The sequence below is a fragment of the Kerstersia gyiorum genome (assembly GCF_004216755.1).
GTDB classification, from domain to species: domain Bacteria; phylum Pseudomonadota; class Gammaproteobacteria; order Burkholderiales; family Burkholderiaceae_B; genus Kerstersia; species Kerstersia gyiorum.
In genome coordinates this window covers 1-24,339 of sequence record NZ_SGWZ01000002.1, presented here as the reverse complement: position 1 = coordinate 24,339, position 24,339 = coordinate 1, and the positions used below count along the sequence as shown (strand labels likewise).

At 61.9% G+C, this 24,339-nt stretch carries 21 protein-coding genes and 2 tRNA genes; 9 read left to right on the top strand and 14 right to left on the bottom strand.

Features of this window, described 5'->3' with window-relative positions; translation table 11 throughout:
- Window positions 1-79 precede the first annotated feature (79 nt).
- Window positions 80-2,803, bottom strand: a complete 2,724-nt coding sequence (gene polA, locus EV679_RS06455; RefSeq protein ID WP_068369139.1) for a DNA polymerase I — start codon at window positions 2,801-2,803, stop codon at window positions 80-82.
- On the opposite strand from polA, the gene EV679_RS06450 reads away from it, so the two are divergent.
- Complete coding sequence (locus tag EV679_RS06450) at window positions 2,802-3,485, top strand: LOG family protein (RefSeq protein ID WP_462805499.1); 684 nt, start codon at window positions 2,802-2,804, stop codon at window positions 3,483-3,485. The genes polA and EV679_RS06450 overlap by 2 nt on opposite strands.
- 58 nt (window positions 3,486-3,543) lie before the next feature.
- Here EV679_RS06450 and EV679_RS06445 read toward each other — a convergent pair whose 3' ends face one another.
- From EV679_RS06445 to scpB, 9 genes are all read right to left on the bottom strand, one after another.
- Window positions 3,544-5,451 carry an ABC transporter ATP-binding protein gene (locus tag EV679_RS06445; RefSeq protein ID WP_068369146.1) on the bottom strand — a complete coding sequence of 636 codons (1,908 nt, stop codon included), beginning with the start codon at window positions 5,449-5,451 and terminating at the stop codon, window positions 3,544-3,546.
- Between the two features lie 246 nt (window positions 5,452-5,697).
- Window positions 5,698-7,521 (bottom strand): translational GTPase TypA, encoded by a 1,824-nt coding sequence (typA, locus tag EV679_RS06440; RefSeq protein WP_068369149.1) that lies wholly within the window; start codon window positions 7,519-7,521, stop codon window positions 5,698-5,700.
- A gap of 10 nt (window positions 7,522-7,531) precedes the next feature.
- The gene (gene truB, locus EV679_RS06435; RefSeq protein WP_068369151.1) at window positions 7,532-8,272 is read right to left on the bottom strand and encodes a tRNA pseudouridine(55) synthase TruB; all 741 of its coding nucleotides are present in this window, start codon (window positions 8,270-8,272) and stop codon (window positions 7,532-7,534) included.
- Window positions 8,273-8,313: 41 nt separating this feature from the next.
- The gene (rbfA, locus tag EV679_RS06430) at window positions 8,314-8,715 is read right to left on the bottom strand and encodes a 30S ribosome-binding factor RbfA (RefSeq protein ID WP_068369155.1); all 402 of its coding nucleotides are present in this window, start codon (window positions 8,713-8,715) and stop codon (window positions 8,314-8,316) included.
- A gap of 6 nt (window positions 8,716-8,721) precedes the next feature.
- Window positions 8,722-11,784: a translation initiation factor IF-2 gene (infB, locus tag EV679_RS06425; RefSeq protein WP_130486796.1), complete on the bottom strand. Its 3,063-nt coding sequence runs from the start codon at window positions 11,782-11,784 to the stop codon at window positions 8,722-8,724.
- A 61-nt stretch (window positions 11,785-11,845) separates the two neighbouring features.
- A complete protein-coding gene (nusA, locus tag EV679_RS06420; protein ID WP_068369162.1) occupies window positions 11,846-13,339 on the bottom strand; it encodes a transcription termination factor NusA in 1,494 nt (497 codons plus the stop codon).
- Window positions 13,336-13,815, bottom strand: a complete 480-nt coding sequence (rimP, locus tag EV679_RS06415; RefSeq protein ID WP_068369469.1) for a ribosome maturation factor RimP — start codon at window positions 13,813-13,815, stop codon at window positions 13,336-13,338. The genes nusA and rimP overlap by 4 nt, the downstream gene beginning before the upstream one ends.
- A 424-nt stretch (window positions 13,816-14,239) precedes the next feature.
- Window positions 14,240-16,000: a pseudouridine synthase gene (locus tag EV679_RS06410; protein ID WP_130486795.1), complete on the bottom strand. Its 1,761-nt coding sequence runs from the start codon at window positions 15,998-16,000 to the stop codon at window positions 14,240-14,242.
- 20 nt (window positions 16,001-16,020) lie between these two features.
- Complete coding sequence (gene scpB / locus EV679_RS06405; RefSeq protein WP_083969492.1) at window positions 16,021-16,869, bottom strand: SMC-Scp complex subunit ScpB; 849 nt, start codon at window positions 16,867-16,869, stop codon at window positions 16,021-16,023.
- A 502-nt stretch (window positions 16,870-17,371) separates the two neighbouring features.
- Here scpB and EV679_RS06400 point away from each other — a divergent pair.
- Complete coding sequence (locus EV679_RS06400) at window positions 17,372-17,962, top strand: malonic semialdehyde reductase (RefSeq protein ID WP_068369168.1); 591 nt, start codon at window positions 17,372-17,374, stop codon at window positions 17,960-17,962.
- Between the two features lie 409 nt (window positions 17,963-18,371).
- Window positions 18,372-19,571: an MFS transporter gene (locus EV679_RS06395; RefSeq protein ID WP_068369171.1), complete on the top strand. Its 1,200-nt coding sequence runs from the start codon at window positions 18,372-18,374 to the stop codon at window positions 19,569-19,571.
- 106 nt (window positions 19,572-19,677) lie between these two features.
- Here the strand turns inward: EV679_RS06395 and EV679_RS06390 are convergent, their stop codons facing one another.
- Window positions 19,678-20,283, bottom strand: a complete 606-nt coding sequence (locus EV679_RS06390) for a TetR/AcrR family transcriptional regulator (RefSeq protein ID WP_130486794.1) — start codon at window positions 20,281-20,283, stop codon at window positions 19,678-19,680.
- Window positions 20,284-20,385: 102 nt separating this feature from the next.
- Here EV679_RS06390 and EV679_RS17720 point away from each other — a divergent pair, with 102 nt between their 5' ends.
- Both EV679_RS17720 and EV679_RS06385 read left to right on the top strand, forming a co-directional pair.
- Window positions 20,386-20,694 carry a hypothetical protein gene (locus EV679_RS17720; RefSeq protein WP_207224903.1) on the top strand — a complete coding sequence of 103 codons (309 nt, stop codon included), beginning with the start codon at window positions 20,386-20,388 and terminating at the stop codon, window positions 20,692-20,694.
- 19 nt (window positions 20,695-20,713) lie between these two features.
- Complete coding sequence (locus tag EV679_RS06385; protein ID WP_242611440.1) at window positions 20,714-21,232, top strand: aldehyde dehydrogenase family protein; 519 nt, start codon at window positions 20,714-20,716, stop codon at window positions 21,230-21,232.
- A gap of 48 nt (window positions 21,233-21,280) precedes the next feature.
- Here EV679_RS06385 and EV679_RS06380 read toward each other — a convergent pair whose 3' ends face one another.
- Both EV679_RS06380 and EV679_RS06375 read right to left on the bottom strand, forming a co-directional pair.
- Window positions 21,281-21,793 (bottom strand): DUF2501 domain-containing protein, encoded by a 513-nt coding sequence (locus EV679_RS06380; RefSeq protein ID WP_165389976.1) that lies wholly within the window; start codon window positions 21,791-21,793, stop codon window positions 21,281-21,283.
- Between the two features lie 279 nt (window positions 21,794-22,072).
- Window positions 22,073-22,780 carry a glutathione S-transferase N-terminal domain-containing protein gene (locus EV679_RS06375; protein ID WP_068369470.1) on the bottom strand — a complete coding sequence of 236 codons (708 nt, stop codon included), beginning with the start codon at window positions 22,778-22,780 and terminating at the stop codon, window positions 22,073-22,075.
- Window positions 22,781-22,908: 128 nt separating this feature from the next.
- Here EV679_RS06375 and EV679_RS06370 point away from each other — a divergent pair.
- A tRNA-Asn gene (locus EV679_RS06370) sits at window positions 22,909-22,984 on the top strand.
- Window positions 22,985-23,196: 212 nt separating this feature from the next.
- A tRNA-Asn gene (locus tag EV679_RS06365) sits at window positions 23,197-23,272 on the top strand.
- 93 nt (window positions 23,273-23,365) lie between these two features.
- On the opposite strand, the gene EV679_RS06360 is transcribed toward EV679_RS06365, so the two are convergent.
- Window positions 23,366-23,632, bottom strand: coding sequence for a nuclear transport factor 2 family protein (locus EV679_RS06360; protein WP_193755166.1), 267 nt, complete (start codon window positions 23,630-23,632; stop codon window positions 23,366-23,368).
- Window positions 23,633-23,716: 84 nt separating this feature from the next.
- Between EV679_RS06360 and EV679_RS06350 the strand changes: the two genes are divergently transcribed.
- Window positions 23,717-24,109, top strand: coding sequence for a TetR family transcriptional regulator C-terminal domain-containing protein (locus EV679_RS06350; protein ID WP_130486792.1), 393 nt, complete (start codon window positions 23,717-23,719; stop codon window positions 24,107-24,109).
- A 5-nt stretch (window positions 24,110-24,114) separates the two neighbouring features.
- The coding region (locus tag EV679_RS06345; RefSeq protein ID WP_130486791.1) for a GNAT family N-acetyltransferase at window positions 24,115-24,339 on the top strand (225 nt) is incomplete at its 3' end.

The window sequence follows — 24,339 nt, the reverse complement described above, 5'->3', positions numbered from 1 at the left end:
CGGCTTTTTCATATGCAGCGGCCAGGCGATGAGCAGGCACGACAAGGCCAGACACACGCCTGGCCCCAGGCACGAAGACTCAGTGCGCGTGTTCCCAATCCTGCCCGGCGCCCACTTCGGCCACCAGCGGCACGGCCAGCGTCGCCACATCGCACATCAGGCCCGGCAATTGCTGGCGCACCCGCTCCAGTTCGGCCTCAGGCACTTCCAGCACCAGTTCGTCATGCACCTGCATGATCAGCAGGCTGTCGAGCTTTTCCTGAACCAGCCAATCCTGTACCGCAACCATCGCCTTCTTGATCAGGTCTGCCGCAGTGCCTTGCATGGGCGCATTGATGGCCGCCCGTTCGGCAGCCTGACGACGTGGACCAGAGCCGCCACGAATTTCCGGCAGCCAAAGACGGCGGCCGAACACCGTTTCCACATAACCCTGTTCACGCGCCTGCTGGCGGATTTCGTCCATGTAGCGGGCGACACCGGGATAGCGATGGAAATAGCGGTCGATATACGATTGCGCGGCGTCGCGGGTAATACCCAGGTTGCCCGCCAGCCCGAAGGCGCTCATGCCATAGATCAGGCCAAAATTGATCGCCTTGGCGGCGCGCCGCTGCTCGGCCGACACCGCTTCGAGCGGCACCCCGAACACTTCCGAGGCCGTGGCACGGTGAATGTCCTTGCCGTCGGCAAACGCCTGCTGCAGGTTCTTGTCGCCAGAAATATGCGCCATGACGCGCAATTCGATCTGTGAATAGTCAGCCGACAGAATGACGCGCCCGGCCGGCGCGATGAACGCCCGCCGCACCCGCCGTCCGGCTTCGGTACGCACGGGAATATTCTGCAGGTTGGGGTCGGACGAGGCCAACCTGCCTGTGATGACGGCAGCCTGGGCATAGTTGGTATGCACACGCCCGGTGGCCGGGTTGATCATGCGCGGCAACTTGTCGGTGTAGGTGGATTTCAGCTTGGCCAGGCCACGGTATTCCAGCAGCACTTGCGGCAGCGGATAGTCCTGCGCCAGCTTGGTCAGCACTTCTTCGTCCGTCGACGGGGCGCCGCCTGCCGTCTTGCGCACCACGGGCAGTTGCATGCGGCCAAACAGGATTTCCCCCAGTTGCTTGGGTGAGTTGAGGTTGAACGGCTGGCCGGCAATTTCATAGGCCCGCTGCTCGAGCGTCACCAGTTGCTGGCCGATTTCGTGGCTCTGGCGCCCCAGTTCGGCGGCGTCTATCAGCACACCGTTGCGCTCCACCTGCCACAACACGTGGAACACCAGCATTTCCAGTTCGTAGATGGCCAACAGGCCCTTCTGCTCGCACACCTTCGGATACAGCGCTTCATGCAGGGCGTAAGTGAAATCCGCATCTTCGCTGGCATAGTGCGCGGCCTGTTCCAGCGGCACCTCGTCGAAACCGATCTGCTTGGCACCTTTGCCGCACAGGTCTTCGTAGGCCACGCCCGAACGTCCCAGCCAGCGCTGCGCCAGCTCGTTCATGCCGACGCTGCGATGTGATTCCAGCGCATAGGCCTGCAGCATGGTGTCGTGCCTGACGCCCAGCAAGCGGACGCCTTCATTGGCCAGCACATGGGTATCGTACTTGGCATGGTGCAGCAGCTTGGCCTTGGACGGGTCTTCCAGCCAGGGACGCAGAGCACCGAGCACCTGTGCCAACGGCAATTGTTCAGGTTGGTCAGGGCCTCGGTGCGCCACCGGAATGTAGCAAGCCTGGCCCGGCCGCACCGCCAGCGAAAGACCAACCAGCCGGGCCTGCATCGCATCCAGCGAGGTGGTTTCCGTGTCCAGGGCCACCAGTTCCGCCTGGTTGATGCGGTCCACCCAGGCCTGCAACTGCTCGGGCGTCGTCACGGTTTCGTACTCGGCCTGCACGGCGGACGGGGCCACCGATTCAACGGCAATGCGGCTATCACCCTCCGGAATGCGTGCCTGGTCGCCGCTGAGGTCGCGCAGCCAGGTACGGAACCCGTAGCGGTCATACAGGGAGATCAGCTTGTCGGTATCCGGCGCACGCATTTTCAGCGCGTCCAGGCTGGCGATGGCCGGGTCCAGCGCACAATCCGTTTTCACCGTCAGCAGTTCTCGGGTCATGCCGAACTGGTCGATGGCCTGCCGCAGGTTCTCGCCGGCCACGCCTTTGATCGTGGCCGCCGCTGCAACCAGCCCGGCGATGTCGCCATGCGCGTCCAGCCACTTCACGGCCGTCTTGGGCCCGACCTTGGTCACGCCCGGCACGTTGTCGACGGTATCGCCGATCAGCATCAGGTAATCGACGATGTGGTCTGGATCGACGCCGAACTTCTGCTTCACGCCTTCCGGGTCCAGCACTTCGCCGCTCATGGTGTTGACCAGCGTGACCTTGGGCGTCACCAACTGCGCCAGGTCTTTGTCACCAGTTGAAACCACCACATCCATGCCGGCCTGCTCACCCTGCAAGGCCAGCGTGCCGATCACGTCATCGGCTTCGACGCCCCCTATGCTGAGCACCGGCCAGCCCAGCGCCCGCACGGTTTCGTGAATCGCCTCGATCTGGGCGGCGAGGTCCTCCGGCATGGAAGGACGCTGCGCCTTGTACTCGGGATAAAGGTCGTCGCGGAAGGTTTTTCCTTTCGCATCGAATATACAAGCCGCATAATCCGCCTGATAATCCTGAGTCAACCGCCGCAGCATATTGATCACCCCATACAATGCCCCTGTGGGCTCGCCCTGGGCGTTGCGCAGATCCGGCATGGCGTGATAGGCGCGGTAGAGATAGCTCGATCCATCGACCAGCAACAAGGTTTTATTCATGACCACTCAAAAAAAACAGACGGCTACACCGGTCGGCCGGCAAACACCCGGCATTATGTCAGAGATAGAAACAGCAGCTGAAGCCCTGGCCCACGTAGGGCCGGCTGTCAGCATTTTTGGCAGTGCCCGCATTCACCGGGACTCCCCCTACTATGCCATGGCCGAAGATATCAGCCAGCGGCTGGCCAAGGCGGGTTTCGCCATTATCGCCGGTGGCGGCCCCGGCATCATGGAAGCCGCAAACAAAGGCGCCATCGAAGCCAATGGCACCAGTATCGGCCTGAACATCGTGCTGCCGCATGAGCAGCATCACAACGGCTACCAGACCATCGCGCTGACCTTCGAGTATTTCAACTCGCGCAAGGCCACGTTTTTCATGCATAGCGCCGCATATATCACGCTGCCCGGCGGCTTTGGCACGCTTGACGAATTGTTCGAGGCCCTGACGCTGATCCAGACCAACAAGATCCCCAAGGGCCCGATCGTGCTGATGGGCAGCGAATACTGGGCCGGCATGATCGAATGGGTCCGCACCAAGATGGTGGAAACCGGCACCATCCGCCAGGAAGAAGCCGATCTGCTGTTCTTGGCCGACGACCCGGAACAGGTAGTCAAGCACATCACCGAATGCTGCAACTGCCTGCCTTCCAGCGTCGACTACGCCCCGACCATGCCCACCTGAGAGGCCCTGCCGCCGCCACGGCAGCAGTCCGCTGCCGTGGCGGCGCCTGCTGCCCTCATTACACCTCGGCCTGTTCCTCGGTCAGGAAGCCGCCGCTCTGGTGCTTCCACAGCCGGGCATAGATGCCGCCCTGGACCAGCAATTCAGCATGTGATCCCATTTCCACGATCCTGCCACGCTCCAGCACGATCAGCCGGTCCATGGCAGCGATGGTCGACAGGCGGTGGGCAATTGCAATCACCGTCTTGCCTTCCATCAGGGTATCCAGGCTGGACTGGATCGCCTGCTCCACCTCAGAATCCAGCGCGCTGGTGGCTTCGTCCAGCAGGAGAATCGGCGCGTTCTTCAGCATGACACGCGCAATGGCAATACGCTGGCGCTGCCCACCGGACAGCTTCACGCCGCGTTCCCCCACTTGCACATCGTAGCCGGTGCGGCCCTGCGCATCGCGCAGCGTCATGATGAAATCATGGGCCTCGGCCTGGCGCGCCGCAGCCATCATTTCCTCGTCGCTGGCATGCGGACGGCCATACAGGATGTTTTCGCGGATACTGCGATGCAGCAAGGACGTATCCTGCGTCACCATACCGATCTGCGCCCGCAGGCTTTCCTGGGTAACGGACGCAATATCCTGGCCGTCGATCAGAATGCGGCCCGCGCTGACATCGTGAAAGCGCAGCAACAGATTCACCAGCGTCGACTTGCCTGCCCCGGAACGGCCGACCAGGCCGATTTTTTCACCGGGCCGGATATCCAGGCTGAGATCGTCCAGCACCAGGCGGCCCGAATAGGGCTCACCGCCCTGCTTCTTGCCAGACTCGTGATCATGCCGGGCATCATAGGCGAAGGACACGGACTCGATCTGCACGTGCCCGCGTGCGATGCGCAGTGGCTGGGCGTCTTTGGCATCGCGGATGCTTTGCTCCCTGGCAATGGTATTCAGACCATCCTGCACCGTTCCCAGGTGTTCGAACAAGGCCGCCACTTCCCACAGAATCCAGTGCGACAGGCCGATCAGGCGCAAGGCCATCGCCGTGGCCGCCGCCACTGCCCCCGGGCCGACCTGACCCTGCACCCACAGCCACAACGCCATGCCGGCGGTAGACAGGATCAGCAGCACCATCAGCGAGTGATTGACGATCTCGAAACCGCTGACCAGGCGCATCTGCCGGTACACCGTAGACAGGAACTCCGTCATTGCCGAACGCGCATATCCCGCCTCGCGACCGGCATGGGAAAACAGCTTGACCGTCGCAATATTGGTATAGGCATCGGTAATCCGGCCCGTCATCAGCGAACGGGCGCTGGCCTGCGCCGACGCCGTGCGCGCCAGCCGCGGCACGAACCACACGATGCAACTGAGATACAGCAGCGCCCATAGCCCGAAGGGCAACAGCAATATCGCATCGAAGCCGCCGATCACATAGGCCATGGTCGTGGCGGTGATCAACATGAACACCAGCACGTCGCCGATGATGATGCAGATATCCCGCACGGCCAGCGCCGTTTGCATGACCTTGGCCGACACTCGTCCGGCGAATTCGTCCTGGAAGAATGCCAGGCTCTGGTCCAGCAGCCAGCGATGGAAGCGCCAGCGCAGCATCATGGGGAAATTGCCGGCCAACACCTGATGCTTGATGACCGTCTGCAAGGCGATCAGCACAATGCTGCCGAGGATCACCGCCCCCAGCAACAGCAGTGTCCCGCCCTCGTCAGGCCAGAGCCGGTCGGGCTGGACCTTGGCGATCCAGTCCACCAGATTGCCGAGCATTGCATACAGTGCAGCTTCGAAGGCGCCGCAAAGCGCCGTGAACAGCACCATCAACAACAGCCAGCCCCGCGCACCTGCCGTGCAAGCCCATATGAACGACATCACGCCGGTTGGCAAGGGCCGGCCACTGGCCTGCGCCGCAGCGGATTCCGCCGCACTGAAAGGCGGCAGCTTCTTCTCGAACCATCGAAACATGTAACCCCGCTAAAAAAGACCGCGCCCTGTTGGAACCGGCTGTCCGGCCGTGCCGACAGCTTGCCCCAGGATAGTGCCCGGCGACAGGAAAAACCACGCCAGCCGCAGGGACTGGCGAAGAAAACGAAACCGGGCGCCTGTACGGGCGCCCGGTTTCGGATACGGCTGCCGGACGTCCCTGACGGGACTGTCCTGGCATGAGCTCAGCGCGACTGCGCGCGTAACGGCAGCTTAACTCGCGGCCGCTTAATTCGCGCCTTCGCGCGCCATACGGCGACGCTCATGCTCTTGCAGGTAACGCTTGCGCAGACGGATCGACTTCGGCGTCACTTCCACCAGCTCGTCGTCGTCGATGAACTCGACTGCATATTCCAGCGTCAGCTTGATCGTCGGCACCAGGTCGATGTGTTCGTCCTTACCGGAAGCACGCACGTTGGTGAGCTTCTTTTCGCGCACGGGGTTGACCACCAGGTCATTCTCTCGGCTATGGATACCGATAATCATGCCTTCATACAGGGGATCGCCCGGGTTCACGAACATACGACCGCGATCCTGCAGCTTCCAGAGGGCGTAGGCCACGGCCTCGCCATCGTCCTGGCTGATCAGCACGCCATTGCGACGCTCACCCACGCTACCTTCGCGCACGACGTCATAGCTGTCGAAAATGTGGCTCATCAGGCCGGTGCCGCGGGTCAGGGTCAGAAACTCGCTCTGGAAGCCGATCAGGCCACGGGCCGGAATACGGTATTCCAGGCGCGTACGGCCACGGCCGTCCGGCACCATGTTCTGCAGGTCACCCTTGCGGCGGCCCAGCTCTTCCATGACGCTGCCCTGATGGCCGTCTTCCAGGTCCACCGTCAGCATTTCGAACGGCTCGTGACGCACGCCGTCGATTTCCTTGAACACCACACGCGGGCGCGAAACCGCCAGCTCATAACCTTCGCGGCGCATGTTTTCCAGCAGAATGGTCAGGTGCAATTCGCCCCGGCCCGCCACTTCGAACACGGTATCGTCGTCGGTATCACGCACGCGCAGCGCGACGTTGGACTTCAGTTCGCGGTCCAGGCGCTCGCGGATCTGGCGGCTGGTGACGAACTTGCCTTCGCGACCTGCCAGCGGCGAGGTATTGACCATGAAGTTCATGACCAGCGTCGGCTCGTCGATGCGCAGCAGCGGCAGCGGTTCCTGGTTCAGCGGGTCCACGACCGTGCAGCCGATACCCAGCTCTTCGATACCGTTGATCAGTACGATGTCGCCAGCTTCGGCCTCATCCACCAGCACGCGGTCCAGACCACGGAACTTCAGCACCTGGTTGATACGGCCCTTGCCCGTTTCGCCGTCGGGGCCGAAACGATAAACCACATCCATCCCGGGACGCACGCGGCCGCGATTGATGCGGCCCACGCCGATCTTGCCGACGTAGCTGCTGTAGTCCAGCGACACGATCTGCAGTTGCAGCGGGCCGTTGGGGTCATCGTTACGTTGCGGCACGTACTTTAGGATGGCGTCGTACAGCGGACGCATGTCGCCGTCGCGCACGTCTTCGGTCAGGCCGGCATAGCCCGACAGGCCCGATGCGTAGATCACCGGGAAGTCCAGCTGCTCTTCGGTCGCGCCCAGCTTGTCGAACAGGTCGAACGTTGCGTTGATGGCGAAATCCGGACGCGCGCCCGGACGGTCGATCTTGTTGACCACCACGATGGGCTTCAGGCCCAGTTCCAGCGCCTTGCGCGTCACGAAACGGGTTTGCGGCATGGGGCCTTCGACCGCGTCCACCAGCAGCAGCACGCCATCGACCATGGACAGCACGCGTTCGACTTCGCCACCGAAGTCCGCGTGCCCCGGGGTGTCGACGATGTTGATATGCGTCCCTTCGTACTCCACCGCACAGTTCTTGGCCAGAATCGTGATGCCACGTTCTTTTTCGATATCGCCGGAGTCCATCACACGCTCATCGAGGTGCTGGTTCTCACGGAACGTGCCCGATTGGCGCAACAGTTGATCGACGAGCGTGGTCTTGCCGTGATCGACGTGAGCGATGATGGCAACATTACGCAATGCGCGGGTCATAGAAAGTCCTTTAGGTTCGAGACGCGGGGGATAGGCCCGCGGGTAATTCTTCCAGGCCGATCAGGGCCTGCTTGGGATCGTCCATGGACTGCAATGCTTCCAGTTCCACGGCACGATCCAGTGTGAAAGGCCCCGCCTGGGTCCGGCGCAATGCCGTCAGGTGAGCGCCGCAGCCCAACTCCCGGCCGATATCCTGGGCCAGTGTGCGGATATAGGTGCCCTTGCTGCAGGCCACCTCGATGACGGCGCTGCGACCGTCGAATTCCAGCAACTCCAGCCGGTGAATCGTGACGGTGCGCGGAGGACGTTCAATTTCAACCCCCGCACGCGCATACTCATACAACGGCTTGCCGTCCTTCTTCAGGGCGGAATACATAGGCGGTATTTGCTGCAATGTGCCACGGAATCGTGACAACACTTCGTCCAGCGCCGCCGCTTCAACACCGCTGAACGACTCGGGCGCCTGGCTGACGATATTGCCAGTCAGGTCGCCACTGTCGGTTTCCTCGCCAAAAGCGAGGGTTGCCACATAGGTCTTGTCGGCATCCAGCATGGCACCGGCAATTTTGGTCGCCTTGCCCATGCAGCAGATCAACAAGCCCGTGGCAAAGGGATCCAGCGTGCCGGTATGACCGGCCTTGGCCGCATCCAGCGCACGCTTGGCGCGCTGCAAGGCGTGGTTGCTGGACAGGCCCACGGGTTTGTCCAGCAACAGCACTCCATCGAGCATCTGCCCGCGTCGTCTGGCCATCTTGTTTGTCCGGAAAGTTTGGAAATGCAAACGACGGCCGCTCAGGCCTTGTCGTCAGGCTCGTCAGGCACGCCGCTGTCGGGACCCGAGCGCATGGCACGGTCGATCAGCTGGGACATTTCCAGGCCGCGGACGATCTGGTCGTCATGCAGGAAATGCAGCGTCGGCACGGTGTGGATGTGCAGCATGCGATACAGCTGCGAGTGCAGCCAGCCAGCCTTCTCGTTGAGCAGGACCTGGGTGGCGTCGGGTTCGGCGCCCAGCACGGTGAAATACACCTTGGCATGGGCGTAGTCCGGCGTCAGCTCGACACCGGACAGCGTGATCAGGCCGACGCGAGATACGTCGAACTCGCGCTGGATCAGGCCGGCCAGATCCTTCTGGATCTGTTCGGCCAGCCTGAGGTTGCGGCCTGGGATGGACTTGCTTTTATGTCGGCTCATTCGTTCTTACAGCGTCCGGGCAATTTCCTTGATCTCGAAGACTTCGAGCTGGTCGCCCACTTCAATATCGTTGTAACCACGCAGCGTCAGACCGCAATCGAAGCCAGACTTGACTTCCTTGACGTCGTCCTTGAAGCGGCGCAGCGAATCCAGCTGGCCGGTCCATTGAACCACGTTGCGGCGCAACAGGCGCACTTGCGAATCGCGGCGCACCAGGCCTTCCAGCACCATACAACCGGCGATGTTGCCCACTCGCGACACACTGAAGATCTCGCGGATCTCGACCAGGCCGATGATCTCTTCGCGCTTTTCCGGTGCCAGCATGCCGGACATGGCAGCCTTCACCTCATCCACGGCGTCGTAGATGATGTTGTAGTAGCGCACGTCCACATCGTTGCTTTCGGCCAGCTTCTTGGCGCTCTGGTCGGCACGGACATTGAAGCCGATGACGACGGCGCCGGAGGCGATGGCCAGGTTGATGTCGCTTTCGCTGATGCCACCCACGCCGGCGTGGACCACCTGCACTCGGACCTCGTCGGTTGCCAGCTTGAGCAGCGACTGCGCCAGTGCTTCCTGCGAACCCTGCACGTCGGTCTTGATGATGAGCGACAGAGTCTGCGTGCCTTCGCGCATGTTGTCGAACATGGATTCCAGCTTGGCAGCCTGCTGACGCGCCAGTTTGACGTCACGGAACTTGCCTTGGCGGAACAGCGCGATTTCACGCGCCTTGCGCTCGTCGTTCAGCACCATCAGTTCATCGCCAGCGGCAGGAACTTCGGTCAGGCCCTGGATTTCCACCGGGATGGCGGGACCGGCCGAGTTGGTCGGCTTGCCCGTATCATCGAGCATGGCGCGGACACGGCCGTAGCTGGCACCCGCCAACACGGCGTCACCACGATGCAGGGTGCCGCTCAGCACCAGGATGGTTGCCACGGCGCCACGGCCCTTGTCCAGGCGGGCTTCGATGACCAGGCCCTTGGCCGGTGCATCGACCGGCGCCTTGAGCTCCAGCATTTCTGCCTGCAGCAGCACGTTTTCCAGCAGGTCGTCGATGCCCTGGCCGGTCTTGGCAGACACAGGCACGAACGGGATATCGCCGCCGTATTCTTCCGGCACGACTTCCTCTGCCACCAACTCCTGCTTGACGCGCTCGGGGTTGGCTTCGGGTTTGTCGACCTTGTTGATCGCCACGACGATGGGCACGCCCGCCGCCTTGGCGTGGTGAATGGCTTCGCGGGTCTGCGGCATCACGCCGTCGTCCGCCGCCACCACCAGGATGACGATGTCAGTGGCCTTGGCGCCACGGGCACGCATTGCGGTAAAGGCTTCGTGGCCCGGGGTGTCCAGGAAGGTCACCATGCCACGTTCCGTATCCACGCTGTACGCGCCGATATGCTGGGTGATGCCGCCGGCTTCGCCAGTGGCAACCTTGGTGCGGCGGATGTAATCCAGCAGCGAGGTCTTGCCGTGGTCGACGTGGCCCATGACGGTCACGACCGGCGCACGCGGCAGCTCGATCACTTCGGATTGTTCCGCTTCCTGGTCGATCAGGAAGGCTTCCGGATCATCCAGCTTGGCGGCGATTGCCTTGTGGCCGAGCTCTTCGACCACGATCATCGCGGTTTCCTGATCCAGCACCTGGTTGATCGTCACCATCTGGCCCAGCTTCATCAATTGCTTGATGACCTCGGCTGCCTTCACGGCCATCTTGTGGGCCAGGTCGGCCACAGTGATGGTTTCCGGCACGTGGACTTCACGCGAAATGAATTCTGCCTGAGCGGGCTGCTGCGCCGAATTGCGGTCACCCTGACCACGACGGCCGCCCTTGCCACCCTTGCTGCCCTTGCCTGCCTTGCCACCGGCACGCCAGCCTTCGCGGGCGCCGGGAGCGGCCTTGTCGGCCGGCTTCTTGCGGGCGCTTTCATCGGACCAGGACGAAGACAGCTCGGCTGCCTTGACGACCTTCTTGCCACCGGTTTCTTCCTTGGCGGCCTTGTCCTTTTCCTTGCCCTTGCCAGCAGCAGGCTTGTGCAGCGTCGTCGCCGGCTTCGTTTCCGGTTCCGGCGCACGCAACACCTTGCGCGGACGGTTCAGCATCTCGCGCAGGGCGGCAGCTTCCGCTTCGGCGCGGCGGCGAGCCGCTTCGCGATCGGAATTGCCACCTTCGTTTTCAGTTGCAGCGGCACGCGGTGCGGAAGCAGGCGGCTCGCCACGGCGCAGATTGCGCAACGGGCTGAGCGCGGGCTTGCGGGCACCGGCCGGAGCGCCTGCCGCAGGCGCGGCAGGACGGCCCGCAGCAGGCTGTGCAGCCGCTGCAGGTTTCTTGTTTTCCTGCCGTGCCTGGGGCGCAGCAGCGCGGCCGGCTTCATGATCTTGCCTGGACGACTGGGTCTCGCCGCGATCCGCGACGGACGGCGCAACAATCTTATTCAAAGGAGCTTCCGGTTCCTGTTTCTCTTCTGGAACTACCGCTGCGGGCTCGGCAGCGGCACTTTCAACCACGGGCGCGGGCTCGGCCGGCACCTCGGGTTGCTTGACGACTTCGGGCGCCGCCGGTGCGGCTTCCACCGCAACGGGTTCGGGCGCCTGCGCCGGCGTCTGGACTTCAGGTTGAGCCACGGACTCAGCCACCGGCGTATCAACCGGTGCGGCCTGGACCGGAGCAGCGTCAGGCTTGGCCGCCACGACAGGTGCGGGAGCAGCCGATTCCGGCGCGACTACCGGTGTGGGAGCAACTGCCGCTTCGGCAGGCGCCGCCGACGTATCCAGCGTATCGCGCTTCACGAAAACCCGCTTCTTGCGGACTTCCACGGAAATCGTGCGCGAACGTCCGCTGGCATCGGCCTGGCGGATTTCGGAAGTCTGCCGACGGGTCAGCGTGATTTTCCGCCCCCCCTCCGCAGAACCTTCCTTGCGGCGCATCCAATCCGACCGCTTCGCCTTATCGCTATCAGTGACGGCATCGTCTACCGATTTGAGGTCAACACCTGCTCCCCTGAACTGCTCAAGCAGCACAGTTGCAGATATTTTCAGCTCACTAGCGAACTGGGCGACGGTATTACTCGACATTCGGCTCTCTCTCAACCTGATGACTTCTATTCTATCTATGGCTCATGACAGCAGACACGCGTCAATCAGCAGACGCGCTGCCCTCATCATTGAACCAGTGGGCCCGGGCGCGCATGATCAGCTCGCTGGCGGTCTCGGCGTCGATACCGGCCAGTTCGGCCAATTCGTCGGTCGCCAGTTCCGCAAGATCATCGCGGTCCTTCACACCATGCGCACCCAGAACTGCCAACAGTTCCGGCGTCACGCCTTCCAGCGTGTCCAGGGCCAGATCCGGCTCCTGGCTGGCGTTGCGCTCGGCTTCTTCTTGCAGCGCATTGCGGGCACGGGCACGCAATTCGTTGACGGTATCTTCGTCGAAGGCCTCAATTTCCAGCAGCTCGTGGATGGGCACATAGGCCACTTCCTCGAGGCCGGTAAAGCCTTCGTCGATCAGGATGTTGGCGATTTCCTCATCCACATCCAGCTTGCCCATGAAGATCTCACGCCAGGCCGCACGTTCGGTCTCGGCACGGTCCTGGCTTTCCTGCGGCGTCATGATATTGATCTGCCAGCCGGTCAGCTCGGAGGCCAGACGCACGTTCTGGCCCTTGGCGCCGATGGCCTTGGGCAGGTTTTCTTCGTCCACCACGACATCCATGGCATGGCGGTCTTCATCGACCACAATGGATTCGACATTGGCCGGCGCCAGGGCACCGATGACGAACTGCGCCGGATCTTCCGACCACAACACGATGTCGACCTGTTCTCCGCCCAGCTCGTTGCGCACGGCGGTCACGCGCGAACCGCGCATGCCAACGCAGGTACCGATGGGGTCGATGCGCTTGTCATAGGCGACCACCGCAATCTTGGCACGCATGCCGGCGTCACGCGCGGCCGCCTTGATTTCCAGCAGGCCCTGTTCGATTTCGGGCACTTCATTCTCGAACAGTTCCTTGATGAATTCGGGCGACGTGCGCGACAGAATGACCTGCTGGCCACGTGCAGCATGATCCACCGTCTTCACATAGGCACGCACGCGGTCGCCGATGCGCAGGTTTTCCTTGGGGATCATCTCGGAGCGCGGCAGGCGCGCCTCAATACGGCCCAGGTCGATGATGCAATCACCCTTGTCCATACGCTTGACCGCGCCGGACACGATGCTTTCACCGCGCTCTAGGAAGTCATTGAGCACCTGTTCGCGCTCTGCGTCGCGGATCTTCTGCAGAATAGCCTGCTTGGCTGCCTGGGCGCCGATGCGCCCGAACTCGACCGGCTCGAGCGGCTCTTCGATGTACTCGCCCACCTGAATGCCAGGCACGGCCTCTTCCGCGTCGGACAGCAGTTCTTCGCGATCCGGTGCCTGCAGGCCGGCCTCGTCGGGCACAACCAGCCACCGGCGGAAGCCTTCGTGCTCGCCCGTCGTACGATCAATCGACACGCGGATGTCCGCGTCGTCCTTGAAACGTTTCTTCATGGCCGAGGCCAAGGCGCCCTCGACGGCTTCGAAGACCACTTCACGGGCCACGTTCTTTTCACGCGCCAGCGCATCGACCAACAAAAGAATTTCGCGACTCATCGCTTTTTGCCCTTGAAATTCAGAAGCGGATCCAGCTTGGCGCGCTCGACGTCGTCGAACACGAACTTCAAGACCTGAACCTCGCCCTTCTTTGCCTCAAATTCCAGCTCAAACCCGGCGGCGTCGCCGCCCTCGGCTTCGGCCACTCGCAACACGCCAGAAAACACCTTGCGGTTCTCCAGCGGCTCGCGCAGTTTGATTTCGACCCGCTCGCCCGCAAAACGGACGAAATCCGCCTCACGGCGCAACGGCCGGTCGACGCCGGGAGAACTGACCTCCAGCCGCTGGTAGTCGATGTTCTCGACCTCGAAAACGCGCGAAAGCTGCCTGGATACCTGCTCGCAGTCTTCCAGGGTCACACCGCCTTCGCGGTCAATGGTTACTCGCAGCAACCCCTGGGCGGCACGTTCGACGTCGACCAATTCGACACCCATGCCCGCCAGGGCAGCTTCCGTCAATGCGTATAAATCTGCCATATTCAAAAAAAATGGGCTGTGATCGCCCAGCCCATATGTTGCGCCTGTGCCAGGCACCATCATTGCCGTTGAGAGCGACCAGGAATTACCTGGAGCCGGCAGCGGCGCGCCAGCCTGAAGGCCGGATGCACGCCGACGACCGGCGCTGCTCCTGCGCATGGCGCCTGCCGTCTGCCACGCCAACCAATGCAGCGCAGACAAAATCCGACAAGACCATGAAAACAGTGGATTTTAGCAGAAATCGCCACTGAACGCCTAAAGTAGGCGTTCGATGTACCAAAACCACAGAATCCGGCGGCCTGCAGCAGCAAGATGCCATCCACCGCGAAAGCATGAACGCTACGGCCCGCCGCAAGACACCTGCCTGCCATGGGCAGGCGCCTGCAACATCATCAGGCACTCCCGCCACGGGCCGCGGAAATGCTTAGCGCCCTTCGCGGCCGCCGGACAGGAAGCCCAGGCGCGACTCGTGCGCCGCCGGCCCCTTGGGCTGCCAATCATCACCCTTGTCGCGGGCGCGGCCTTGCGGCTTGCGGCCCTGGGACTGCGGCTTGGCGGCCTTCTGCTGGCGCGGTGCGGCGCCTGTCCCCGACTTGGCTGCCTGTTTGGCGGCCGGCTTGCCGCCGGCACCTGCGCGGCGACGCGGTTGCTGAGACTGGGTCGCCACGGCATCCCCCTCAGCGGCAGCACGCGGGCCACGCCCCTGACCTTGCCCCTGCGCCGGCTTGCCGGCCCGGCCACCCGGCTTGGCCACGCGACCGGCACCCCCCTTGGGCTTGCCAGCACCTTGAGATTGCCCGGCCAGCGGATGCCCATTGGCATAACCACCGGAAATCATCAAACCCGACGTAAACGGATCCAGGCTGCCATCCTTGCGGCCACCCTGCAACTTGCCGCGCTTGCCTACCCGTGCGCCGCTCATGCCATTGCGCTCCATCGTGCCGAATCCCGGCGGCAGCGCACTGTCATGCGACAGAGGCTGGGCGGGGCGCCGCCCCTTGCCCGTTCCTTCTTCATCGCGCAGCAGCCCCATACTGACCAGCAAGGCCGTCACGACCTGCGCATCCAGCTCTTCCCAGCGACCACGCTTCAGATTGCGCGGGAGCACGACATCACCGAAGCGGGTGCGGATCAGCCGGCTGACGGTCACGCCGGCCTGCTCGAACATGCGCCGCACTTCGCGATTACGGCCCTCGTTGAGGGTGACGCGATACCAGCGATTGCTGCCTTCTCCACCGATGAATTCAAGGCTGTTGAATGCGGCACGCCCATCCTCGAGCTCAACCCCATCAAGCAGCGCCTGGCGCTGATCGTCGCCCAGATCACCAAGGACACGCACCGCATATTCACGTTCCGCACCATAGCGGGGGTGCATCAGGCGATTGGCCATATCGCCGGAAGTCGTCAGAATCAGCAGCCCTTCGGTATTCAGGTCCAGGCGACCAACGGACAGCCATTTGCCGACCTTCATTTTGGGCAGGCGCGCGAACACATTGGCGCGGCCAGCCGGATCATCATGACTGACGATTTCCCCTGCGGGCTTGTGATACAGGATGACGCGCGGCGGCTTCTTGGCGTTGGGGCGCGTGATCGGCTTGCCATTCACACGCACCAGGTCATCAGGCTTGACGCGCTGGCCGATGTGCGCCGGCTCGCCATTGACGGACACACGGCCGGCAACGATCAACTCTTCCATGTCGCGGCGAGAACCGATGCCCGCATCCGCCAGCACCTTGTGCAGCTTGGGCATCACGGCATCGCTGGACATGAACTTGCCCAGCCGTTGAGCCGTCTGCGCAGAGCTCTCCAGATAGGCCAGCGCTTCCTGGGCTTCTTTTTCAGTGCCGGCAACCACTGCCTTGCCTTCCGCCGGCGCCGCCTGAGCCCCCGCCTTCGAGCGGGCTGCCCCACCCTTGCCCGCCGAGCGGGCCCGAGGCTGGCGGCGCGGGGCAGCAGGAGCACCCCCCTCTGCAGCGGGCGCAGCCGTGCCGTCCTGAGCAACTGCAGTCACGCCGCCCTCAGCACTTTCGGCACCCTCACCAGGCTGCGAGGACGCCCCCTTATCCGTGCGGCGACGGCGGAACGGCGTGCGCAATTTTCGCCCCCGAGTACGCGCCACGCCTTCGGGCGCATCGCCAGACCCGGCTTCGGCTACCACGCCGTCCTGCTGCAAGTCATTGTCCATATCGACCCAAACTCCGTATTTCAATTATCTTGTTTATTGTCAGCCCCGGCGGCATCGGCTGCTGTTGCAGCGCCATCCGCTTCGGCGACGCCCGTTGCTTCGGGCGCCTCATGCATTTCCATTTCGTGCTGCAGGGGCAACTGGCCGGCAGCTTGCGCACGGCTCATGCCATCAGCTTCTGCCTGATGCGCAGAATTGATTCCTGCCGGCAAACCGGGATCTCCGGTTTCCGATGCGCCAACAGCCTGGCTGGGCACATCGTCCTGCTGTCCTGCTTCAGCCATTTCCACGCTGCCCGCCGCTTCCGGCGCCGCGTCCAGCAAACCTTGCCCTATGGCAGCCAGTTCGGCATCATCCAGCGCACGCAGATCCGGCAATTCGTCCAGCGCACGCAGGCCAAGATCGTCCAGAAACTGCCGCGTGGTCGCCAGCAGTGCTGGCCGCCCCGGCGCCTCACGATGACCCACGACCTCTATCCAGCCGCGTTCTTCCAGCACCCGGATAATCTGCGTCGACACCGTCACGCCGCGAATATCTTCAATATCACCCCGGGTGACTGGCTGGCGCCATGCAATGATGGCCAGGGTTTCCATCACGGCCCGCGAGTACCGGGGCGAACGCTCGGGGTTCAGCCGCTCAAGGAAAGGCTGCATCGCCGGCGTGGACTGGAAGCGCCAACCCGAAGCCAGCTCCGTCAGGACCAGACCCCGCCCCTCCCAACGCACCTGCAAATGCTCCAGCCAGGCACGCACCTGGGCACTCTCGACCAATGGCGCACCGAATAGCTTGCGCAATTCAGCAAGCGACATAGGCGCCTCTGCGCATAACAGCGCCGCCTCGAGCACTACTACAGCCTCGTCGTCGTTCATGAAATCCCAATGCGTAAGGCAACGCATGTACCGTCGCAACCTCCCCGCAGGACGGGGAAGAACGGCACAAACCTGGACGCAAAACTTTATCTATCGGCAGGTGCAGACCACTTCCATTCTGCCGTTAAGGCAGATGTCGGAGTAGTTGCTACTTTCAATTACCGGAATCCAGACCCGTCAAGAACCCTGCTGAAACTGCTCAGGGGCGGCGCCTGGAAAACAGCAGGACGATGCATGGATACACCGCCGGCGGCGTCCGATGGACGCAGCTACCGGCAAGCGGCGCATACAGAAACCCTGCTTTCTATGGGCGAATTATAACGGCAATGCCTCAAGCTGTGTGCAACCCATTCATCCAACGCCCAACAGCTGTTGCAGGCGCCTTCAAAACCGTTTCTATTTCCCTTGCGGTAATAAGCTAACACCCTATCGGAAACACACCGCCCAGATACAATAAAAACGCATTTCCTCATCACACAGATCGAGACAGGACACACTCTCCATGAGCACACCTCTGCCGCAGGATGCCATCGCGCAATTGTTCACTGATGCGCACAGCATCCATCAGTTCACCAGCCAGCCCGTCACTGACGACACCCTGCACCAGCTTTATGAACTGCTGAAGTGGGGCCCCACCGCGTTCAACGCGCAGCCCGGCCGCTATGTCTTCGTACGCAGCCAGGAAGCCAAGCAACGTCTCGCGCCAGCGCTGGCCGCAGGCAACCTGGACAAGACGCTGGCCGCACCGGTCACCGTCATCATCGCCCAGGACTCCGCGTTCCACGAACAACTGCCGACCCAGTTCCCCGGCTACGACGCGCGCAGCCTGTTCATCAACAATCCCGGCCTGCTCGACCCGACGGCTTTCCGCAACAGCTCGCTGCAAGGCGCCTATCTGATCATCGCCGCCCGCGCCCTGGGCCTGTCGGTCGGCGCCATGAGCGGCTTCGATGCAGCCAAGCTGGACGCCGAATTCTTCCCCGACGGCAAATGGAAAAGCAACTTCCTGGTCAACCTCGGCTATGCCGCTCCTGGTGCGGGCTTCCCGCGCGGCCCCCGCTTGCCCTTCGACGAAGCCGCCCGCATCCTCTGAGTCCCATCACTTAAGACCCACTATCGCAGCCCACATCTATCGGGATATGCGACTCACCATCGCCCGCAGCAACTCTGCTGCGGGACACCAGAGGGCGGCGTCTCGGCGCCTGCCCCTGAGCTGCAGCATGCCTGCCATCCACATGCCAGGCCTTTCTCTTCAGGCATAGCTCGGACGTCCGCCACATGCCGGCCGCGAGCACCGCCCCGCCCAACGCTGCCACCTAGCCTGGCAACGCCTCCCACGCGCCCCATCCGCTCCCACCCAAACCAGTACGCCACGCGTATTCCATGGCTTCCTGCCGCGCACGCAAATCGGCTATCTTTCATCGGATGGCACATAAGCAAACCCATAACAATATATATTTCAATATATAATTTATTTATAAATTTATCCCATCCCATTTCCCATGCCCGCCACACTTTCTCCGACTCGTCAGCGCAATGTCGCCGTGCTTACCGGCGCCCAGGCGCTGGGCGCCGCCAGCCCCGCCATCATCATTTCACTGGGAGGATTAGTCGGCCAGAACCTCTCCGCCAACCCGGCGCTCGCCACGCTGCCCGTCAGCACTTTCCAGGCGGGACTGGCGCTCGGCACATTGCCCGCCGCCTACCTGATGCACCGATTGGGCCGCAGGAATGCCTACCTCATCGGCGCCTGCATGGGCATCATCAGCGGACTGCTTGCCGCCTATGCCATTCTGTCCGGCTGGTTCGCGCTATTCTGCCTGGGCACCATCATTGCCGGACTCTATAGCGCCTACGTGCAAAGCTACCGTTTTGCCGCCACCGACGGACTCGATGCCATCCAACGTCCGCGCGCCATTTCATGGATCATGGTAGGCGGCCTGGCCGCGGCCATCATCGGCCCGCAGATCGTCATCCTGACCCGTGACATCTGGCCTGACACCCCTTTTGCCGCCAGCTTCATCGGCCAATCGGTATTGGCCCTGTTGGCGCTGCCCCTGCTCGCCATATTGCGGGCCCCGGAAAAAAACAAAATCCACCCGACCGAGGACGCGCCAGCCGCCAGGCCGCTGCGCGAAATCGCCAGCTCGCTGCCATTCATTACTGCCATCGCCACAGGTGTCGCCTCCTACGGCCTGATGAGCTTCCTGATGACGGCCGCGCCCATGGCGATGGTCGGTCACGACCATTCCCTGAAAGATGCTTCGCTGGGCATCCAGTGGCATATCCTGGCCATGTTTGGCCCCAGCTTCTTCACAGGTAAATTGATACAGCGCTTCGGCAGCGTCAACATCGCCGCACTGGGGCTGATCCTGATTGGCGCTTCTGCAGCCACGGCCCTCAACGGCATGAGCGTGTCTCACTTCTGGCTGGCGCTGGTACTGCTGGGCGTAGGCTGGAATTTCAGTTTCATCGGCGCCACCGACATGATCACCGCCACGCATACCCATGCGGAACGCGCCAAAGTCCAGGCCGCCAACGACTTCATTATGTTCGGCGTGGTCGCCATTGCGTCGTTCTCGTCCGGCCAGTTGCTCAGCACCTCCGGATGGGACAGCCTCAACCTGCTGGTCTTTCCGCTGGTAGGCGGCGTGCTGCTGCTCATGCTCGCCAATCATTACCGCGCGCGCCGCTGGCACTGAACCCACCTACCGCCGTGCATGCTCCTGCATGGACGGCGGCGGCGCAACACGCTCCGGCTTCTGCCTGCGGCCTGCCACGCCCCAGGGCACTGCAGGCATGACTGGCCTAGACATTCCCCAGCCCATCAAACAGGACCGTCAGCGCACCTTCCAGCGCATGGGGTCCAACTTTCTCAGGCAAAAGCAGCCCATCCATACTGAGCAAGGCCAAGCCATGCACCATCGCCCAGCATGCCGCCACCTGGGCGCGTACGTCGCCTGGACGCAATTGCCCGTCGGCCTGGCCGCGCTCCAGTAAATCCACCAAAACGCCCAGCGTGGAAAGCGCCCGCTCGCTCAAATGAATCTCCGTCCCGGAGCCGGCATCCGCACTGAACATCAGACGGTACAGGCCTGGGTTAGTGGTGGCAAAACAAATATAGCCTTGTGCCATCGCGAAAATCGCTACACGCAAAGAGGCCTCTCCGGCATCGGTCGCACGAGCCAGGGCCGCCCGCAACTGATCGAAACCGATGCGCGAGACCTCTTTCAGCAACGCGGCTTTATCCGCAAAATGCGTGTAGGGCGCGGCATGACTGACTTGCGCTCGACGCGCCACCTCACGCAGGGTGAATTGCCAATTTTTGTCCTCATGCAACATCGCCATGGCGGTGTCAATCAGCGCACGCTTCAGATCTCCGTGGTGATAAGGACGATCGACAATGTTCGACATTGGTTTCCTTGATAGCTATCTCCTGACAACTCGATGTTGACACAAGTCACTTTCAAGCGCATAGGCCCCACAATGTTGTCACTGTCAACATAAGAATCCGCCATGAATAAAAATGACGATGCCCTTCAGCTCGAACGTACCCTCATGCGGCAGCGCACAGCCTTCCTGCGTGACCATGCCTCATCACTGGAACGTCGCCGAGCCGACCTGACAAAGCTGCGCAGCGCCATCCTGGCCAACAAGGACGAGATCACCACGGCGATCAGCAGCGATTTCGGGCATCGCTCTCGATACGAGACTGCCATCATGAAGTTGATGACGCTCATCATGGGAATCGACTATCTACACAAGCACCTGCGCCGCCATGTGGCCGACGCGCCGCCGCGTGGCGCTGGCCAGGCTACTGGCTGACATTTTTTCGGAAGAGCAAATGGCAGTAATACAAGGCGATGCACGAACGGGTGCTGCCTTTTCGGCGCTGCCATTCGATCACCAGGTGTTTACCGGCAGCACGGCAGTTGGCCGCGCAGTCATGAAAGCAGCCAGCGCACACACGCTAGCACCGACCTTCATTCTGAACGTGACCGATGACATGAAAATCATGCAGGAAGAGATATTCGGACCGGTCCTGCCAATCAAGACCTACCATTCGCTCGATGAGGCAATCGCTTATGTCAATTCACATCCGCGCCCTCTTGCCCTCTATTACTTTGGCCATGACGACGACGATCGGCGCAAAGTACTGTCGCGCACGACCTCTGGCAATGTCACGGTCAATGGATCGCTCACGCACTACGCGCAGGAAGACCTGCCTTTTGGCGGCGTCGGCCCAAGCGGCATAGGGGCCTACCACGGGAGACAGGATTCTTGGATTGTTCCTGCGATAACCCGCTGCGCGCGTGTCTCGCGTACGGTTTCAAGCCTTATGCCATCGGCACCAAAGACTTGAAACCGAAACTCTGTATTCTGGCACCATGAAAACGCCAGAATACGTGTTTCAGATCAGCGAACCAGCATGTTCCAGCACCTGATCGCACGCCTTTCGGGTCAGCTCTTCCTTGAAACCGCCACCGCTAAGATCAACGCTGCCATCACTACCCAGCACCTTGCCTTGCAGGCCGCTCAGGAAATCCGGATTGCTCTCGGCTTTCTTCTGCCCCCCAAGCGAACCCAGCAGTTTCTCCTGGACATTTTCGACGGCATTGCCGGACAGATAGTTATTCTTGACGCAGAACTGCAGCAGGCCGGCCACATTGCCCGTACCGGCAGACGCCAGCGAAGGCAGGCCCAAACCGGCGGCATCTCCGGCCAGATTGCCGACGGACCCCAGATTGCCCAGCCCGGACAGCCCGCTGCCACCGGAAGACGCCGCCGGCGCCTCTTGCGCGGAGCCGGACGAAGAACCACCCAAGGCGCCCTTCACGCTATCGAGCAATTGCGCCTGCGCGGCACCCGATGCGAATGCCAGCGCGGCAGCCAGACCCAGGGCCAGACGGAATGATTTTTTCATGCTGATTTCTCCTTGAATGCCAGGACAATGCGACAGACAGAACCCTGCCGGCCACATCCAGTACGCCAGAAAGCACGGCGATAGACCCATCGTAGCCGCTTGAACCCACCACACTCGCCCAGCCCGAATCAAGAAGCGTCAAAAATCGTGTCTCATTCAAGCGAGAACCGGAAACGCCAGGCCATTCATGCGCGTGCTGCGTACTAATCAGAACGTCTGCCTGCATGACTGGCAAATCAGCCGTTGGCAGGGCTGCCCCAAGGCAAGCGGCGGCAAACATCAGCCCGGTGCCAGCAAGCTGCGCGTGGCACGCTGATCCGACAGCCATTCGCCCGCCTGACGGGCGCGCTCTTCGTGGGCGGACTCCCTCAAGGTCTCGGAAAGCGCCTCCACATACCAGATCCGCATCGACGCCAGCGCCCGCAAACGGGCCGCATACTCATCCGCCCGTGCCGAACGCAGGCTCAATCCGTAAGTCTGCAGGCTGAATGCCAGCGGTGCATAGCAGGCATCCACCGCACCGAAGCGGGGCCCGGCCAGGAACGGCCCCCCAAAGCGGTCCAAGCCCTCGCACCACAACTCTGTGATACGCGCCAGATCCTGCTCCAGGCCTTCGCCCATCTGCCCCAAACGCACTTTGATGCCGCAATTGAACGGGCAGGCTTCCTTCATTGCAACGAACTCCGCGTGCATCTCGGCAGCAGCGCAGCGGGCCCAGGTGCGAGCTTCCAGCCCATGCGGCCAGACATCCGGATGGCGCTCCGCCAGGAATTCAATAATCCCCATCGAATCCCAAACAACCAGATCGTCATCCACCAGGCAGGGCACCTTCCCCGTCGGTGAAAAAACGCGGAACGCATCATAGCTGTGAACGCCGGAAAACGGCGCCTGCCGCTCTTCGAACGGGATGCGCAACTCGCGCATCAGCAGCCACGGCCGCAGAGACCAGGAGGAATAATTTTTGTTGGCAATATATAGCTGGTACATAGTCGCCCACGCTTCGCTGCATTGCAGCATAAAGGGCTTCCATTATGTCACCAGCACGAATTTTCTACTGTTGGGGCGAACGCGACTTGCACTTTATAAAAAAAGCATGCTATTATCTTTTTCTCAATTCCCCGATAGCTCAGTCGGTAGAGCGACGGACTGTTAATCCGCAGGTCCCTGGTTCGAGCCCAGGTCGGGGAGCCAAATTCGAAAAGCCCTTTGCAGCCACTGCAAAGGGCTTTTTCTTTGCCCCCTATCAATGAGAAACGCGGCACCATTCAGCGGAGGGCAAGGCATCGCCCACCACGCCGTGCCCTCCCCGCCAGCAATGGCGTACCATCAGATGGATGGGATCAAAAAAAACGGCTCACACCTGGCAAAAAAACGAGAGTCGTGCTAATATCCTTTTCTTCAATTCCCCGATAGCTCAGTCGGTAGAGCGACGGACTGTTAATCCGCAGGTCCCTGGTTCGAGCCCAGGTCGGGGAGCCAAATTCGAAAAGCCCTTTGCAGCCACTGCAAAGGGCTTTTTCTTTGCCCGTCCAGCGTTCGGCAGCGTACAAGCGCTACGTCACACAACAGGAATCAGCGGCATGCCTGCGCGACTGCATGGCTATCCTCAAAGAGACGCACGCGCGTAATGAGGCCACGCTCGACCGTGAAATCGAAAATGAATTCCGACTCGATCAGTTTTCCTGTGCGCTTCACTCGGGACGCCAACTCACCAATGCCCAGCACCCGCGTCCCCTGCGCCAGGGTGTCTTTCAGCTCGAAACGCTCGGAACTGATCTGGGTGCGCAGTTGCGCATAGAAGGCTGCCACACTGGTGGAACTGACGGCAGCCGCCGGCATCGCACCGCCCAGCTTCTACGCGGCATTCGGCTCGAAAGCCGCCGCATTCTGCGAAGCCGTCGACCACTGTGGGCAAATCCCCCCATGCTGGCCCTGGAAAACGCACCGGATTTGCGCCTGGGACTCCAGGGCATGCTCGAGGGCAGTATAGAAGTTGCCCTTTCCCGGCGGCCTGGTGGCTATCTGCTTGTCCTCGGCGCCGTCGATGATCTGCCGGACAATACTATCGCCAGACAGCACCTGTTAGACGCACGCCGCCAAACCCGCGAACTCATCAACACCCGGCTCAAACGTGGCCAGGCAGAAGGCGAGCTTGACCCCGATACCGACACAGAGCAAATGGCAATGTTTCTGCACGGCGTAATGCAGGCCATTTCATTCCAGGCACGTGATGGCGCATCCAAACAGGCATTGAATTCATTGATCGAACCCGCCCTCAGGGCCTGGCTATCAGTGGGACGCTCCGGAAAACCGTAAGTGACATGCAGGGCATCACGGAAGCAAGTTGGCGGGCAGGTGTCGAAAGCGGAGAACTGATTGGCCTGATCGCCTGGGCTGGCACACGCATGGCCGGTTACTGCTTTGCTGACAGAAGCACAGGCGAAATCATGATGCTGGCTTTGCTACCGGAAGACGAAGGCCATGGCCTGGGTCGTTTGCTGCTGAGTCAGGTCGTGGAGGCCTTGCGGCACCTGGGCAGGCAAACC